17 protein-coding genes are annotated in these 15,094 nt (G+C 33.5%); 8 read left to right on the plus strand and 9 right to left on the minus strand.

What is annotated here, in order from left to right:
- Window positions 1-47: 47 nt before the first annotated feature.
- Window positions 48-677 carry a hypothetical protein gene (locus B2S90_RS05895; RefSeq protein ID WP_286696704.1) on the plus strand — a complete coding sequence of 210 codons (630 nt, stop codon included), beginning with the start codon at window positions 48-50 and terminating at the stop codon, window positions 675-677.
- On the opposite strand, the gene B2S90_RS05900 is transcribed toward B2S90_RS05895, so the two are convergent.
- Complete coding sequence (locus tag B2S90_RS05900; protein WP_278778923.1) at window positions 657-1,037, minus strand: CoA-binding protein; 381 nt, start codon at window positions 1,035-1,037, stop codon at window positions 657-659. The two genes, B2S90_RS05895 and B2S90_RS05900, sit on opposite strands and share 21 nt — an antisense overlap.
- Window positions 1,038-1,182: 145 nt before the next feature.
- Here B2S90_RS05900 and mnmG point away from each other — a divergent pair, with 145 nt between their 5' ends.
- Genes mnmG through noc form a run of 3 tightly spaced genes read left to right on the plus strand, consistent with a single transcriptional unit; the run spans window position 1,183 to window position 4,529 of the window.
- Window positions 1,183-3,042, plus strand: a complete 1,860-nt coding sequence (gene mnmG / locus B2S90_RS05905) for a tRNA uridine-5-carboxymethylaminomethyl(34) synthesis enzyme MnmG (RefSeq protein ID WP_278778925.1) — start codon at window positions 1,183-1,185, stop codon at window positions 3,040-3,042.
- A gap of 1 nt (window position 3,043) precedes the next feature.
- Window positions 3,044-3,748, plus strand: a complete 705-nt coding sequence (gene rsmG, locus B2S90_RS05910) for a 16S rRNA (guanine(527)-N(7))-methyltransferase RsmG (protein ID WP_278778927.1) — start codon at window positions 3,044-3,046, stop codon at window positions 3,746-3,748.
- Window positions 3,720-4,529, plus strand: coding sequence for a nucleoid occlusion protein (gene noc / locus B2S90_RS05915; protein ID WP_278860432.1), 810 nt, complete (start codon window positions 3,720-3,722; stop codon window positions 4,527-4,529). Before rsmG ends, noc begins: the two co-directional genes overlap by 29 nt.
- A gap of 3 nt (window positions 4,530-4,532) precedes the next feature.
- Here the strand turns inward: noc and B2S90_RS05920 are convergent, their stop codons facing one another.
- Entirely contained in the window at window positions 4,533-4,715 is a 183-nt protein-coding gene (locus B2S90_RS05920) for a hypothetical protein (protein ID WP_055234290.1), read from the minus strand.
- 143 nt (window positions 4,716-4,858) lie between these two features.
- Between B2S90_RS05920 and B2S90_RS05925 the strand changes: the two genes are divergently transcribed.
- Window positions 4,859-5,047 carry a hypothetical protein gene (locus B2S90_RS05925; protein ID WP_055234289.1) on the plus strand — a complete coding sequence of 63 codons (189 nt, stop codon included), beginning with the start codon at window positions 4,859-4,861 and terminating at the stop codon, window positions 5,045-5,047.
- A 49-nt stretch (window positions 5,048-5,096) separates the two neighbouring features.
- Here B2S90_RS05925 and B2S90_RS05930 read toward each other — a convergent pair whose 3' ends face one another.
- A complete protein-coding gene (locus B2S90_RS05930; RefSeq protein ID WP_278778928.1) occupies window positions 5,097-6,131 on the minus strand; it encodes a lactonase family protein in 1,035 nt (344 codons plus the stop codon).
- 127 nt (window positions 6,132-6,258) lie between these two features.
- On the opposite strand from B2S90_RS05930, the gene B2S90_RS05935 reads away from it, so the two are divergent.
- Together B2S90_RS05935 and B2S90_RS05940 are read left to right on the plus strand one after the other, a co-directional pair.
- Window positions 6,259-6,750 carry an Lrp/AsnC family transcriptional regulator gene (locus B2S90_RS05935; protein ID WP_006506908.1) on the plus strand — a complete coding sequence of 164 codons (492 nt, stop codon included), beginning with the start codon at window positions 6,259-6,261 and terminating at the stop codon, window positions 6,748-6,750.
- Window position 6,751: 1 nt separating this feature from the next.
- Window positions 6,752-7,930: an aminotransferase class I/II-fold pyridoxal phosphate-dependent enzyme gene (locus B2S90_RS05940; protein ID WP_286696705.1), complete on the plus strand. Its 1,179-nt coding sequence runs from the start codon at window positions 6,752-6,754 to the stop codon at window positions 7,928-7,930.
- Here B2S90_RS05940 and B2S90_RS05945 read toward each other — a convergent pair.
- The 6 genes from B2S90_RS05945 to B2S90_RS05970 all read right to left on the minus strand — a co-directional run bounded on the left by B2S90_RS05945 (window position 7,927) and on the right by B2S90_RS05970 (window position 13,995).
- Window positions 7,927-8,556, minus strand: coding sequence for an epoxyqueuosine reductase QueH (locus B2S90_RS05945; protein ID WP_006506910.1), 630 nt, complete (start codon window positions 8,554-8,556; stop codon window positions 7,927-7,929). The two genes, B2S90_RS05940 and B2S90_RS05945, sit on opposite strands and share 4 nt — an antisense overlap.
- On the minus strand, window positions 8,556-9,581 hold the full coding sequence (queA, locus tag B2S90_RS05950; protein ID WP_055234297.1) for a tRNA preQ1(34) S-adenosylmethionine ribosyltransferase-isomerase QueA: 1,026 nt from the start codon (window positions 9,579-9,581) through the stop codon (window positions 8,556-8,558). The genes B2S90_RS05945 and queA overlap by 1 nt, the downstream gene beginning before the upstream one ends.
- Window positions 9,582-9,585: 4 nt before the next feature.
- Window positions 9,586-10,719, minus strand: coding sequence for a tRNA guanosine(34) transglycosylase Tgt (tgt, locus tag B2S90_RS05955; RefSeq protein ID WP_055234286.1), 1,134 nt, complete (start codon window positions 10,717-10,719; stop codon window positions 9,586-9,588).
- Between the two features lie 87 nt (window positions 10,720-10,806).
- Entirely contained in the window at window positions 10,807-11,004 is a 198-nt protein-coding gene (locus B2S90_RS05960) for a hypothetical protein (RefSeq protein WP_278860430.1), read from the minus strand.
- Between the two features lie 912 nt (window positions 11,005-11,916).
- Entirely contained in the window at window positions 11,917-12,867 is a 951-nt protein-coding gene (locus tag B2S90_RS05965) for a GTP-binding protein (RefSeq protein ID WP_286696706.1), read from the minus strand.
- 3 nt (window positions 12,868-12,870) lie between these two features.
- Window positions 12,871-13,995 carry a CobW family GTP-binding protein gene (locus B2S90_RS05970; RefSeq protein ID WP_286696707.1) on the minus strand — a complete coding sequence of 375 codons (1,125 nt, stop codon included), beginning with the start codon at window positions 13,993-13,995 and terminating at the stop codon, window positions 12,871-12,873.
- Between the two features lie 363 nt (window positions 13,996-14,358).
- On the opposite strand from B2S90_RS05970, the gene B2S90_RS05975 reads away from it, so the two are divergent.
- The coding region (locus B2S90_RS05975; RefSeq protein ID WP_286696708.1) for a PHP domain-containing protein at window positions 14,359-15,094 on the plus strand (736 nt) is incomplete at its 3' end.

The raw sequence follows: 15,094 nt of genomic DNA on the forward strand, positions 1-15,094 counted from the left end.
TGCAAACTAAAAACTATGATATAATGAAGAAAAAATGAGGTACATATATGAATTATACAGAAGAAGAATTATGCATATTAGTAGATCAATTACCAGATATTCAATATAACTTACAGATGCCTGTAACTTCTATTAATCTATTAGGTTTAACACCTGATTTATTTGATGAAGAAGTCTATGAAATATTAAAGGATTACTTTACTGAACAGAAATACAATGTCCTTACAACATTCTTATATCATGATACATCATTGGATATGGCCGGTTATGCAGATGTAAATATTGTAGTATCAGTGAAAGGATTAAAGATTGCAGAATTGTTAAAAGAGAAGTATGGCACACCTTATGTCGTAGGATTCCCTTATGGGAAGTTTTCTTCTTATTTCTTTATGGCTGTTGAACAGGCATTAGAAACTGGCATTGACCAGATTCCTTATCAGAACTTCTTTAGATTACAGACAGAGCAGATGATTCAATTACATGGTGATCCTGTCATTATGAGTTCTATTGGTTTCTCTTTATCCCAGCAATATGATTTTGGTTATCAAGTGATATCAGATAGAAAAGAAACATTAGATACAGTAGATTTTAAAGATACTAAAAAAGATGATATCCAAGTCGATATCACCTTCCCATTACATGAATCTATATTTGATTTAACTATTCATGACCTGTAATACACAATTTTCTATTGTTTCTATTCCCTGATCATGAAAAGCATGAAGTAAATCTTCATCATAAGTTCCTGGCTGCATCCAGGCATACTTAATACCCAGCTCTCTCATCTCTCTGATATAAGTCATACCAATTGTTTTATTGACGACAAAAACAACAACATCTACAGGATACTCTATATCCATCAGAGATGTATATATCTTGTCATTGTCTATTGTGTCATACTTAGGAGATATGCCATAGACATGCTTACCTGCATTCTTTAAGCACTGATATATTTGATAACTGTACTTCTCAGGATCAGGACTCATCCCAATGATACAATAATTATTATAGATCTTTAAAATATCTTTTTCTTTCATCGTTCATCACCGTTTTTATTATATCATACCACCAACATTTTTGATTGAATTTTACACCATAATAATGCATTTGTAGTATAATGACAAACGCGAATTGATGTGTTAATATAGACACGTATTAAATAAGAAAGGAAGGTCGTTTATAGTGTACGATATTATAGTTGTAGGTGCTGGCCATGCAGGTATTGAAGCATGTCTTGCTGGTGCAAGAACAGGAAATAAAACATTACTTATTACAAGCAACTTCTCTAATGCAGGAAGCATGCCTTGTAATACTTCCATCGGAGGACCTGCAAAGGGTATTATTGTAAGAGAAATAGATGCACTTGGGGGACAGATGGGTAAAACTACAGATGCGACTTACCTTCAGATGAAGATGTTGAATACTGCAAAAGGACCAGGTGTTCAGTCTCTTCGTGCACAGGCAGATAAGAAAGCTTATCCACGCTATATGCAGAAAGTATTAAAGGAACAAGAAAATCTTGATATTGTAGAAGCAATGGTAGAGGATTTGATTGTAGAAGGTGATGAGTGTAAGGGTGTTATCCTTGCAGATGGTACACGTTATGAATCTCATACTACAATTCTTACTACAGGAACTTATTTAAAGGCTGAAGTCCTTGTAGGTCATTCTAAGACTCCTAGTGGACCAGATAAACAGAAGGAAAGCTTATATTTATCAAGTAAGTTGAAGGATTATGGATTTAGAATCCAAAGATTAAAGACAGGTACACCACCTCGTGTAGAAATCAATTCTATTGATTATTCAAAAACAACAGTACAGCCTGGTACAGATGCGAAACTTTCATTCTCATATGAAACAACACATTTCACACCAGTAGAAGATCAGACTGTATGTTACTTAACATATACAACAGCCAAGACACATAAACTTATTAGAGATAATCTAGATAAATGTGCGATGTTCTCAGGACTTATTAAAGGTATTGGACCACGTTACTGCCCTTCTATTGAAGATAAGGTTGTTAAGTTTGCGGATAAGGAAAGACATCAGATTTTCCTAGAACCAGAATCTAAGGAAATGAATACAATCTATGTACAGGGATTCTCTACATCAATGCCTCATGATATTCAGGAAAAGATGGTGCATTCATTACCAGGACTTGAAAACTGCACTATTTTAAAATATGCATATGCGATTGAATATGATGCGATTGATCCATTACAGTTATGGCCTAGTCTAGAAACAAAGGTCTTAAAGAACCTCTTTACTGCAGGTCAGATCAATGGTACTTCAGGTTATGAAGAAGCAGCAGGTCAGGGTCTTATTGCCGGTATTAATGCGTCTAAGAAGGTAAAGGGGAATAAACCTTTAATCTTGAAACGTGATGAAGCTTATATTGGTGTATTGATTGATGACTTAGTGACTAAAGGTACTAAAGAACCATATCGTATGTTAACAAGTCGTGCTGAATATAGATTATTATTAAGACATGATAATGCGGATGAAAGATTAAGAAAATATGGCCATGATGCAGGTCTTGTAAATGATGAAGTCTATTCACTTTATCTAGATAAAATGAATCGTATCCATGCTGAAATAGAACGTCTAGATACCATTCATTTCTCACCTAAGAGTGAAATCAATGACCTTTTAGAAGAGAAGGGCTCAACACGTTTAAAAGAAGGTGTAACTGCCCGTGCTATTCTTCAAAGACCAGAATTAGTTTATGAAGACTTATTACCTTATATTGAACATGTTGACTTAACTGAAGAAGAAATGAGAAGAGTCACTATTCTTATTAAATATAAGGGATATATTGAAAAAACATTAAGACAAGTAGAAAAAGTAAAGAATATGGAAGAAAAGCAGATTCCTGCTGACTTAGACTATGATGATGTATTAAACTTATCATTAGAAGCAAGACAGAAACTAAAGAAGGTCAGACCTGTAACTATTGGTCAGGCAACACGTATTTCTGGTATTAATCCTGCAGATATTTCTGTTTTACTTATTCACTTAAAAACACAATACGGAGATTAATATGACACAACAAGAATTTATTGTGAGCTTAGAAGAAAAGGGCATTGTGCTTTCAGAAAAACAGATTAAACAGTTTGAAAAGTATTATGAAATACTAGTAGAATGGAATGAGAAGATGAATTTAACCGCTATTACAGATAGAGAAGGCGTTTATTTAAAACACTTCTATGATTCTCTTACAATTGCGTTTGATTTCCCGTTTTCTAATCAAACAATCTGTGATGTAGGTGCAGGTGCTGGATTCCCTTCAGTTCCACTTAAAATCGTTTATCCAGAATTAAATGTCACTATTGTAGATTCTTTGAATAAGAGAATCACATTCTTGAATCATTTATTCAAAGAATTAGAATTAGATCATATTCAAGCAGTTGCATCACGTGCTGAAGATTTCTGTAAAGATCATCGTGAATCATTTGATATTGTCATGGCACGTGCAGTTGCAAGATTAAATATCTTAGATGAACTTTGTCTCCCATTAGTGAAGAAAGATGGTTACTTCCTTTCATTAAAAGGACTCAAAGCCCCTGAAGAATTAAAAGATGCGAAGGGAGGCATAAAGGTACTTGGAGGAGAAGTGATGGATGATTTTACTTTTACTTTAAGTGATCAGAATGATTATCGTCATAACATCGTGATCAAGAAAGTGAAATCAACACCTGCAAAGTACCCAAGAAACTATGGACAAATTAAGAAGAAGCCTTTATAGAAAGAAAAGGAACGTTATTAAAGATGCTTATTGTTTCTTAGATATCAATGATATTGTTGCGAATAAAGAACAGCCAAGAACTCATTTTGAAGATGAGAAGATCCAGGAACTCGCTGAATCTATTATGCAGAATGGTCTTTTACAGCCTATCGTAGTCAGAGAATATGAGGGTAAATATCAGATTGTTGTAGGGGAAAGAAGATACCGTGCTTGTAAACTAGCAGGTATTACAGAAGTGCCATGTATCATTCAGGAACTCGATGACAATCAGACAGCCAACGCCGCATTAGTAGAAAATATTCAAAGAGAAAATCTTTCGGCAATAGAAGAAGCCTTAGCTTACCAGCAGATTCTAGATACACAGGGTTTAACACAAGCCCAGCTCGCTGAAAAGGTAGGTAAGAAGCAGTCTACAGTGGCCAATAAACTTAGACTCTTAAAGCTTCCTATGACAGTACAGGAATCAGTTAAGAAAAAAGAAATCTCTGAAAGACATGCCCGTGCTTTATTAAAACTAGAAGATACAGCACAACAAAATAATATGTTGAAGGAGATTCTTGAACATAACTTGACTGTCGATGAAACAGAAAAAAGAATTGCGAAACTATTAGCACCTAAAAAAGAAAAACCACATGTACGTACATTCTCTAAAAGTGTTAAAATAGCACTCAACACAATCAATCAGGCAGTGAAGATGGTCACTGATGCTGGGACTGATGTAGAAGAAAACATCGATGAAACAGATGATGAAGTCATCATCACCATAAAAGTAAAGAAGTAGATCCTAATTAGTAGGACCTACTTCTTTTTTAAACCTTTCTGGAATTCTATTATGGAATACAATATCCATGACTTCATCATAACTAAATTCATAACATTCATTTGTTTCAGTCACATGTATTCTTAATACATCACCTCTCTCTGCTTCTGTTAAGAATAAATATAAATTTCTCATCAGTTCATCCATAAGGACCCTCCTATATATTTATTCTCAAAGAATCTTTAAATTACTTAATATTCAGTCAATGATATATATCATATTGTTTTTTTTGACGATTTATATATAGTTATATTAAAAGATATGCTTTCGTGTAGTGAAAGGAGAAAGCTATGAAGAAAGCACTTATTATAATAGGAGAGGTCGTTGCATCATTTTTTATCGCTCTCTATGTAGGATTACCATTAGCGAGTCTTGTGACAGGGTTGATAAGTTATCATGACAAAGAAGTAGAGTTTCTGATGATCTTCCTTATTATCCTATTTGGAATCTTGATCTTGAATAAGCTCAACAAAGAATGAGTATATCCTCGGATATACTTTTTTAGTAAAAAAAAAGATTGAGCTAAGCTCAATCTTCAACACATACGCATACAGGTGCAGGAATCTCTAATTCAGAATCTGTCATCAATAGCTTTTCATTCTCTTCATCAAAAGTAAGTACCTGAAGCTTATTATCTTCCTGTGCACCTACAATAACATACTTATCATCAATAATATTGAAGTCTCTAGGTTCTTTACCAGTATGTACCATATAAAGTAAAGAAATCTTACCATTCTCTTTATTGACTCTATATAAGGCAATAGAATTATGACCTCTATTAGAAATAAGTAGATGTTCTCCACTCTTTGTGAGATGAATTGCGGCAGCTGCATTAAATCCCTTAAAATGACGTGGAATACAATGAATAGCCTGAACTAAACTCATACGACCCTCATGATACTTAAAGACCATGATCTTATTCGCAATCTCATTAATGAGATAACCATAACGCCCATCCTGTGAGAAAATCAAATGTCTAGGACCAGAACCAGGTACAACATTTACTGTATAATCTGTATTCTCTTTAAGAACACCATCTTTATAATTGTACATCACAATCTTATCAGCACCTAAATCTACAGCATATAAGAAACGTCTGTCAGGTGTAAAACCAACATTATGTACATGAGGTGCAGTCTGTCTCTTTAATAAATCAGGACCCATACCAGTATGTCTCACAGCACCAATTTTATGATCAATACGATAATTTTCTAGTTTATAAGCAGCTGTTGCACCAACATGATAATTAGCAGCAAAGATATACTTATTATCATCAGAGATACATAAATGTGTATAACTTCTACCAGAAGAAGAATAGTTATTATTAAGAATCAATTCATCCTTATGAATACTAAAACTTCCTAATCCTCCACCTTCATTATTAGATCTTGCATTCTTATAAGATACATAAAGTTCTTTATTCTTCGCAATCAGATATGATGGAAAATCTTGAGTTAAGATCTGTTGTATTTTCTTTAATTCCAATGTTTCTTCATTAAAAGAAACGATATAGATTCCTTTATCGTCACCTTTACCGTAGCTTGCAACATAAAACGTTTTCATAGCACACCTCCATATGAGAATATTTTATCATAATTATTCTCTATTTACTAATGAGTTTCGTTATTATAAAATAATTGTAAAATAGTCAAAGGAGGACAAGAGGTTGGATAATAAGGAACTTTTATCTATGAGTGATGGTCTTTTAATTCAATTATTACAGAAAAATGCGAGATATAAGGTTTCTGACCTAGCCGCCGCGCTAGCAGAATCTAAAGACAGCATTGTAGAAAGATTAAATAGACTAGAAAAAGAGAAGATTATTTGTGGTTACCATACTATTGTCAACTGGGACAAGACAAATACTGAACTTGTGACTGCGATGATTGAGATTAATGCTATTCCTGAAAGAGAATATGGTTATGATCGTATTGCGTCACATATTTATAAGTACGAAGAAATTGAAACAATGTATTTATTATCAGGTGATTATGATTTTATGTGCATTGTAAAGGGTCGTACTATGCAGGAAGTCGCACACTTTGTTGCATCTAAATTAGCATGTATTCCAGGTGTTACAGGAACAAAAACAACATTTGTGTTAAAGCCATACAAAACAGATGGACATGTCCTAGTAGATGATGAAGATGGTAAAAATACGCGACTGGTGGTGACTCCATAAAATGGATTATGAGAAGAAATTAAGTACTGCAGCACAAACTATTAAACCAAGTGGTATTCGTAAGTTCTTTGATCTTGCGAACCAGATGGAAGGTGTTATTTCATTAGGTGTAGGGGAACCTGATTTTGCGACACCTTGGAAGATTAGAGAAGCTGCAATCTATTCAATTGAAAAAGGACGTACTTTCTATACTGCAAACAGAGGTTTATTAGAATTACGTCAGGAAATTAGTAATTATTATTATCGTCGTTTTGGTGTACATTATGATCCTGAAAATGAAATCATTGTGACTGTAGGTGGTTCAGAAGGTATCGATATTGCAGTAAGAGCCTTAATGAATCCAGGTGATGAAATGATTATCTTAGACCCAGGATATGTTGCTTATGAACCAAGTGTTATTCTTTCAGGAGGAGTACCTGTAAGAATTCACCTAGAAGAAAAAGATGAATTCAAATTAACACCTGAAAAGCTTAAAGCAGCTATTACACCAAAGACAAAGGTCATGTTGATCAACTTCCCTTCAAACCCAACAGGTGGGGCAATGACAAGAGAAGACTATGAGAAACTTGTACCGATTATTAAAGAATCAGGTATTATTGTTATATCAGATGAAATCTATGCAGAATTAAGTTATGAAGAACCATTTAGTACATTGGCTTCATTCCCAGAAATCAGAGATCAGATTATTGTCATCAATGGTTTCTCTAAAGCTTATGCTATGACAGGCTGGAGATTAGGTTATGTCCTTGCAAACCCAGTACTCTCTAAGGCAATGTGTAAGATTCATCAGTATATTATCATGTCAGCACCTACTGGTGCACAATATGGTGCAATAGATGGACTGAGACATTGTGATAAAGAAGTAGAAGAAATGAGATCCTCTTATCTCTCACGTAGAAACTTCCTTGTAAAAACATTTAATGATATGGGACTTCATACATTTAACCCAATGGGTGCTTTCTATGTATTCCCATGTATCCGTTCTACAGGACTCACATCTGAAGAATTCTGTGAAGAACTATTAAATGATCAGAAGGTAGCCTGTGTACCAGGTACAGCCTTTGGTGATGCTGGAGAAGGATTTATCCGTGTCTCTTATGCATACTCACTAGAAGAATTAAAACTTGCGACTGAGAAGATTAAACTATTCTTAGATAACTTAAAAAGCAGATCTCATTAGAGGTCTGTTTTTTCTCTTTCCAGCATCTCCTGATAGCTATAAACACAGCCACAGTAGTTCTGTCTATACATATGATATTCATCACTCATACGTGTTGATTTCAAATAACCATTATCCTTCTTAAAATCACTATGAAGGAATTTTGGTGCTTCTAGATCTAAATCATCACCAATCTCATTAATCCATTGGCTATTCTTATGAGGAGAAACAGACAACACAGTTGTCCAATAATCAAAACCATGCATTCTAGCATAATCTCTTGCTTTCTCCATTCTTACTTTATAACACACATAACAGCGGTAGCCCTTTTCTCCAGTATCCTTATATGGCGCAATATGCGTTAAATATTCTTCAGGATCATAAGTATCTTCTACCACTTGTACATTCTGGTTCTCTTTATCATTGAACTCTTTCACAAATCTTTCTAACTCAGATTCACGACGATGATACTCATCAGCAGGGTAGATATTACTATTTGTATAATAAATAGTAATATCAAAGTACTGACATAACTCCTTAATCACATTAGAAGAACAAGGGCCACAGCATGCATGAAGCAATAACTTTGGACGTCCTTCTAAATGTTTAAGAGTCTCCAACATCACTAAACGATAATTCTGTTTCATTAGTGAATAAACATTGCATCACCAAATGAGAAGAAACGATATTTCTCATTTACTGCAATCTTATAAGCATTTAAGATATGTTCTCTACCTGCAAGAGCACTTACAAGCATCACTAATGTAGACTTAGGAAGATGGAAGTTTGTGATCAATGCATCAATACCAGTAAATGTATAACCAGGATAAATAAAGATATTTGTATTTTCATGAGCTGCTTTGAAGCATCCATATTTAGAATGGTTGGCTTCTAGTGTACGGCAAGAAGTAGTACCAACCGCAATAATACGTCTACCTTCTTTTTTAGCCTGATTTAATTTTTCAGCTACTTCTTCACTAATTTCATAATATTCACTATGCATATGATGTTCTAATACATTTTCTACCTTAACAGGTCTAAATGTACCTAAACCAACATGTAAAGTCACATCTAGGATTTCAACCCCTTTTTCTCTTACTTTCTGAAGTAATTCTTCAGTAAAATGTAAGCCTGCAGTAGGGGCAGCAGCACTACCTTCTACTTTTGCATAGACTGTCTGATAACGATCAGGATCATTCAACTTTTCTTTAATATATGGTGGTAAAGGCATAATACCTAACTGATCAAGAATTTCATAGAAAATTCCATCATAAATCATCTTGAAGATACGAATACCTTCTTCTCTGATTTCAGTACACTGAGCCTTTAAACGACCATCACCAAAAGTAATCACAGTACCTAGCTTTACAATCTTCGCATTACCTACTAAACATTCCCATAAATCATCATGAAGATCCTTTAATAAAAGAACTTCTACATGTCCACCCGTTTCTTCCTTAAGACCATAAAGACGTGCTGGAATAACCTTTGTATTATTTCTTACAAGCACATCACCTGGCTTTAGATAATCGAGAATATCATAGAAATGTTTATGTTCAACATCTCCTGTTTCTTTATCTAGAACCATTAAACGTGAAGTATCACGTTTCTTTAATGGTGTCTGTGCAATTAATTCTTCTGGAAGATCATAATCAAATAATTCAATATCCATAAAACTAAAACGCCCTTTCATAAACATCACGACCATACTGTTCTAAGAATTCTTCCTTAAAATCAGCTAAACGGTCTTCTTGAATTGCTTTTCTAATATCTGCTGCAAGATCTAATAAGAATGCAACATTGTGAATAGATAATAAAGACTTACCAAAGATTTCATCACACTTGTGAAGATGTCTTAAATAAGCTCTTGTATAATTTCTACATGCATAACAGTGACACTTATCATCAATAGGAGTGAAGTCACGTTTATACTTTTCATTATTGATATTTATACGTCCATGATGTGTCATAAGTGCACCATGTCTTGCGACACGTGTAGGAAGTACACAGTCAAACATATCAATACCTCTTATAGCACCTTCAATTAAATCAATAGGATTACCTACACCCATTAAATATCTAGGCTTATCTTCAGGCAACCACTTAACACTATCTTCAATCATCTTATACATGATTGGTTTAGGTTCACCTACAGAAGTACCACCAATAGAATAACCAGGGAAATCCATATCAACTAAAGTCTTAGCACTTAGTTCACGTAAATCCGCAAACTCACCACCCTGGACAATACCAAATAAAGCCTGGTCTTCTCTCTTATGTGCTTCCTGACCTCTCTTAGCCCATCTTAATGTTCTTTCTACAGAGTTCTTCATATAATCATGAGTACATGGATATGGTGCACATTCATCAAAACTCATAATAATATCAGCACCTAGATCTTCCTGAATTGCGATAGACTTTTCGGGAGATAAGAATAGCTTAGAACCATCCACAATACTCTTGAAGGTCACACCTTCTTCTTCAATCTTACGTGTCTTGCCTAATGAGAATACCTGGAATCCTCCAGAGTCTGTAAGAATAGGTCCATCATAGTTCATGAACTGATGAAGCCCGCCTGCATCTCTTACAATATCACTTCCTGGTCTTAACCATAAATGATAAGTATTTGCAAGTACAACCTGAGAGCCCATTTCTTTAAGCTGTTCAGGAGAAATACCTTTTACTGTTGCCAGTGTTCCTACAGGCATGAACATAGGTGTTTCTACATCACCATGTGGTGTATGAAGAATCCCATATCTTGCGCCTGTCTGTTTACATACGTGTTTACATTCATACCAAAAATCTTTCATTTTATCACCTCGATAACCTTGCCTATTATACGAAAAAATAGCCATTAAATCAATAAAAAAGGGGCAAGCTCCCCTTTCTTAAGAATATTATTTGTGTTTTAAGTCATCCAGTTTTTTAAGGATTAGAAGACCAAAGATAATAATCAGTCCAATAATCACTAAGCCATAGGCTTTAATATCTGTATCATAAGGTGATATAATATAGACTATTTTTTTAACACAAACTAAAGCGAAAAGTGATGCAATAAACCAAATGAAAAATTTTACCACTATACTGTTCTTCATGTATGTTCCTCCAAACTGAAGTATTATTTCTTATATATATTTTATCATTATCCTCCCCCCTGTCTTTTTAAATCTATCTTCTTGCTTATATTTTACATTAATAACTGTAATATAAAAAATCTGTAGTTTTCTATGTTAATATATTACAATAAAATTATAAGTACTAACTATTTTAACGGAAGGAAATAGTACAATGAAAAATAAAATGATTGTGAAAATTGTTGTCTCAATTCTTTTGTCTTATCTAATGGTTTTTATTATTAATTCATTGCTTAGTAATACTTATTTAGCTCAACCAGAACTTAATCATATTATTGTCCTTGATTACATTCTTGCTTGTTGCATTGTTATTATTGCGCTTATTATCATATTTGGTTTTTTAATCTTAACTAAACATGAGTAATTCTAAAATTATACTTATGTATTAAATGAAATCGCTCTTTTTAAGTAAAATGTTGCTATAGGTAATTATACAACGCAACAAAAATATCATAATGATACTCATGATATGCTTCTTTAGGTGAAATAGGCAATGGTATTAAGATAAAGAAAACTAATTCCTTCGTGTCATTAAGAAAGGGTGTTTGCTATAAAATGGCAGACACCTTTTCTATTACCGCTAAAAAGCATTTGAAAATAATATGGTTTATGAACTGCTCCTAAAGAACTATTACATAGTTCTAAAAAATACATTCCTAAAACAATAGTGCATAATAAATTATGTTAGGATGCTCTATAATTTAGAGGCTTACATGATTGATTTTTTATGACTCATTTAAATGATTTTTATGGTCTTTTGGGAATAGAATTAATGACTTTAGTTAAATACATGGAATGTGCGAAGTAGTACGTATTTACTATACGTAACATCTAGTTTTATAATGCGAAAAAAATCCAGGAAAATATCCTGGATTAATCAAATGTAACATATTCGTTGTCTAAAGGTTTAGCTCCTTCAACATGATCTACATCAAGAACACAGATATTCGCATTCATAGATGGATCATATTCAATATGTGTATGACCTTCTAATAGAAGCCATTCATTAGGTATGAATTTAGATGCATATTCACTTACACAAAGCATACCAATTAATGAAGTATCCTGTTCACAGCATACCATTGCATAACGACCAAGAATAAAACCATTAGGAATCACTTTATCACGACCTATGAATTTACCTTTGATTTTAATTGTCTTTTGATCATAACGTTCTGGATGTTCCATCGCATCATAACAGAAGATACCAAAATCATGATCAGCAACTTCTAAATGATCCTGTGTATAATCATATGGTAATTCATCATCCTGCATAGTATTTACAGAACCATCTTTATTTTCATAGATGATCTGACATACAGGATTCATTGCCTTGATGTTGTTTCTTAAAGTAGACTTCTTCATACCATCTTCAATACGATTAAAGATGACTAAGTCACTCTTAGCACAATGTTGGAATAAGAGTGCACGCATGTTATTCACGTAAAGCTGGAAAGTAGAGGCATTGATAGTAGTTAGAATCTGTACAACATCCCAGTTTTCAGGGAATTTTGATTCTACAAACTGATCTACATTCCACATACCATTTAATTCTACAAGAACCTGTGTAGGATGATATTTTTCCTTTAAATCCTTAAAGAAGTCGGCAGTAAATTCTTCTTCATTCTCTACATAAACGATTTCACAGTTATGTTCCTTAATAGCTGCTTCATTATATTCTACTTCACCTTCTTCTGTCACAATAAGCACAGATGTCTCATAATCACAGAAGTCAGTATTAATAATTGTATCGTTGATAAATGTTGTTTTACCACTTTCTAAAAAGCCAGTAAATAGATAAATTCTTGTTTCTAAATTATCCATACATTAACCTTTCATTAAATCATAGATTTTATGTGCATCAAGATTTTCACCAATCACACACATTCTTCCACCAACATCTGGTGAACATTCACGGATTTCATAATCACCACTTACAAAGTCAAACTCAAACCATTTACCATCAGTACCCTTCACAATACCCTTAGAACGAAGAATATGACCTAAAGATTCATCAGTACCTAAAGTCTTTAATTTATCATCAAGTTCTTCTTTAGTAAATGGATGGGCTGTTTCAATACCGATACTATTGAATATTTCATCAGCATCATGCATATCTTCTTCATCATAGTATAATGTGCTTTCTCCATCATGGTGATGATGTTCATGATCGTGATGATGACCACATTCACATTCGTGATCATGGTCATGGTGATGTTCACATTCGCATTCGTGGTCATGATCATGATGGTGACCACATTCATGGTCATGATCATGGTGATGATGATGTTCATGATGATGTCCATGAACACTTTCCTGATGTTCCTTTTCAGCCGCAATCAATGCCTTTTCTAAAGCATCCTTATGATTACTTGCTTCAAGAATCATATCACCTGTAATTTGATCCCATGGAGTAGTAACGACTGGTGCATGAGGATTTAATTCTCTAATAATATCTAAACATTCCGCAATCTTTTCTTCAGACACATCCTGTGAACGGCTTAAGATTACACAGCTTGCTGCACCAATCTGGTTATTAAAGAACTCACCAAAGTTCTTATGATACATCTTACATTTCTTTGCATCTACTACAGTAAAGAAACGATCAAGTGTTAAATCAGCACCATGTACCTTCTGTACAGCTGCAATAATATCAGATAACTTACCAACACCTGTTGGTTCAATAATAATACGATCAGGATGATATGTATCTACAACTTCCTTTAAAGCTGTTTCAAAATCACCTGCAAGACTGCAACAAATACAACCCTGACTCAATTCATTGACAGTAATACCTGCATCACGCATAAAACCACCATCAATTCCAATTTCACCAAACTCATTTTCAATGAGTACTAACTTTTCATCTTTTAAAGATTCATTTAATAATTTTTTAATAAGTGTTGTTTTACCAGCACCTAAGAATCCAGAAATAATATCAACTTTTGCCATTTTATTGACTCCTTTCTTAACCATCTCACATTATATCATTTTTCTAAAAAAACGCTCATAAAATGATAAAAAAGCTTATATAAACTTTTCAATAAATACACCTATTCCGTTACTTTATCTTTTGTAACATAGTCATCATCCTTAGGTGCATATAGAATACCTCTATAATGATTTATTCAAATAAGATAAGCCTGTGTACTACATTTAGTCGTTAAACGATAAATAGAAATCACCAAAACATGCTTTACTTATTTTCAGGTCAGACATATGACTCACTTTCTTAGAATTATCTAAAATGTTTATTATATTTCTATAACTATGTATATGTATGTGTTATAATCCCAAAAAAGGAAGGTGATATTTATGATAGATGGACATATGCATCTAGAATATGGGAATCTCTCAAAAGAGTATGTACTACAGTTTGTAGAAAGTGCAGTAAAGAATGGTATGGATGAAATACAGATTCTTGATCATACACATCGTTTTAAAGAATTTAGACCTGTTTATGAAGGCGTAAGGAAAGCATCTCCTTATCAAGAAGAATGGTTAAACAATAAAGAAATGAAGTTTCATAGTACTTTAGATGAATATTGTGCTTTGATTAAAGAAATCAAGGCGATGGATTTACCTATTAAGGTGTCTTTTGGTTTAGAGGTATGTTATGTACCTGAATATGAAGAAACAATTCGAGAAATATTAAAACCTTATCATTTTGATTTCTTAGTAGGAGCCATTCATTCTATCGACGGTAAACTCTATGATATGAAATGGTCAGAAGAAATCTTATGGAACAAGTATCCTGTGGATGAAATCTATAAGAGATACTATGAATGTGTTTTCTCACTTGTAAAATCTGATTTATTTACACAGCTTGCACATCCAGATACGATCAAGATGTTTGGCCATTATCCTACTTATGACTTACAGCCTACATATGATGAATTGGCTGAATTATTAAATGAACATCATATGAAAGCAGAAAACAATGTAGGATGTTACTATCGTTATCATACACCTGATATAGGCTTATCAGATCAGTTATTACAGACCTTTAAAAAACATCATGTCCAGATGATTACTGCAAGTGATGCGCATC

The sequence above is a fragment of the Catenibacterium sp. UBA627 genome (assembly GCF_002299355.1).
GTDB classification, from domain to species: domain Bacteria; phylum Bacillota_I; class Bacilli_A; order Erysipelotrichales; family Coprobacillaceae; genus Catenibacterium; species Catenibacterium mitsuoka.

What these genes read in the sequence shown, in the direction of transcription:
- B2S90_RS05930 (WP_278778928.1), bottom strand. Translation starts at nt 6,131, where the DNA reads ATGAAAACGTTTTATGTTGCAAGCTACGGTAAAGGTGACGATAAAGGA.
- B2S90_RS05920 (WP_055234290.1), bottom strand. Translation starts at nt 4,715, where the DNA reads ATGGATGAACTGATGAGAAATTTATATTTATTCTTAACAGAAGCAGAG.
- B2S90_RS05935 (WP_006506908.1), top strand. Translation starts at nt 6,259, where the DNA reads ATGAGTGATGGTCTTTTAATTCAATTATTACAGAAAAATGCGAGATAT.
- tgt (WP_055234286.1), bottom strand. Translation starts at nt 10,719, where the DNA reads ATGAAAGATTTTTGGTATGAATGTAAACACGTATGTAAACAGACAGGC.
- rsmG (WP_278778927.1), top strand. Translation starts at nt 3,044, where the DNA reads ATGACACAACAAGAATTTATTGTGAGCTTAGAAGAAAAGGGCATTGTG.
- B2S90_RS05945 (WP_006506910.1), bottom strand. Translation starts at nt 8,556, where the DNA reads ATGAAACAGAATTATCGTTTAGTGATGTTGGAGACTCTTAAACATTTA.
- B2S90_RS05895 (WP_286696704.1), top strand. Translation starts at nt 48, where the DNA reads ATGAATTATACAGAAGAAGAATTATGCATATTAGTAGATCAATTACCA.
- B2S90_RS05965 (WP_286696706.1), bottom strand. Translation starts at nt 12,867, where the DNA reads ATGGATAATTTAGAAACAAGAATTTATCTATTTACTGGCTTTTTAGAA.
- B2S90_RS05970 (WP_286696707.1), bottom strand. Translation starts at nt 13,995, where the DNA reads ATGGCAAAAGTTGATATTATTTCTGGATTCTTAGGTGCTGGTAAAACA.
- B2S90_RS05940 (WP_286696705.1), top strand. Translation starts at nt 6,752, where the DNA reads ATGGATTATGAGAAGAAATTAAGTACTGCAGCACAAACTATTAAACCA.
- noc (WP_278860432.1), top strand. Translation starts at nt 3,720, where the DNA reads ATGGACAAATTAAGAAGAAGCCTTTATAGAAAGAAAAGGAACGTTATT.
- B2S90_RS05900 (WP_278778923.1), bottom strand. Translation starts at nt 1,037, where the DNA reads ATGAAAGAAAAAGATATTTTAAAGATCTATAATAATTATTGTATCATT.
- B2S90_RS05960 (WP_278860430.1), bottom strand. Translation starts at nt 11,004, where the DNA reads ATGAAGAACAGTATAGTGGTAAAATTTTTCATTTGGTTTATTGCATCA.
- queA (WP_055234297.1), bottom strand. Translation starts at nt 9,581, where the DNA reads ATGGATATTGAATTATTTGATTATGATCTTCCAGAAGAATTAATTGCA.
- B2S90_RS05925 (WP_055234289.1), top strand. Translation starts at nt 4,859, where the DNA reads ATGAAGAAAGCACTTATTATAATAGGAGAGGTCGTTGCATCATTTTTT.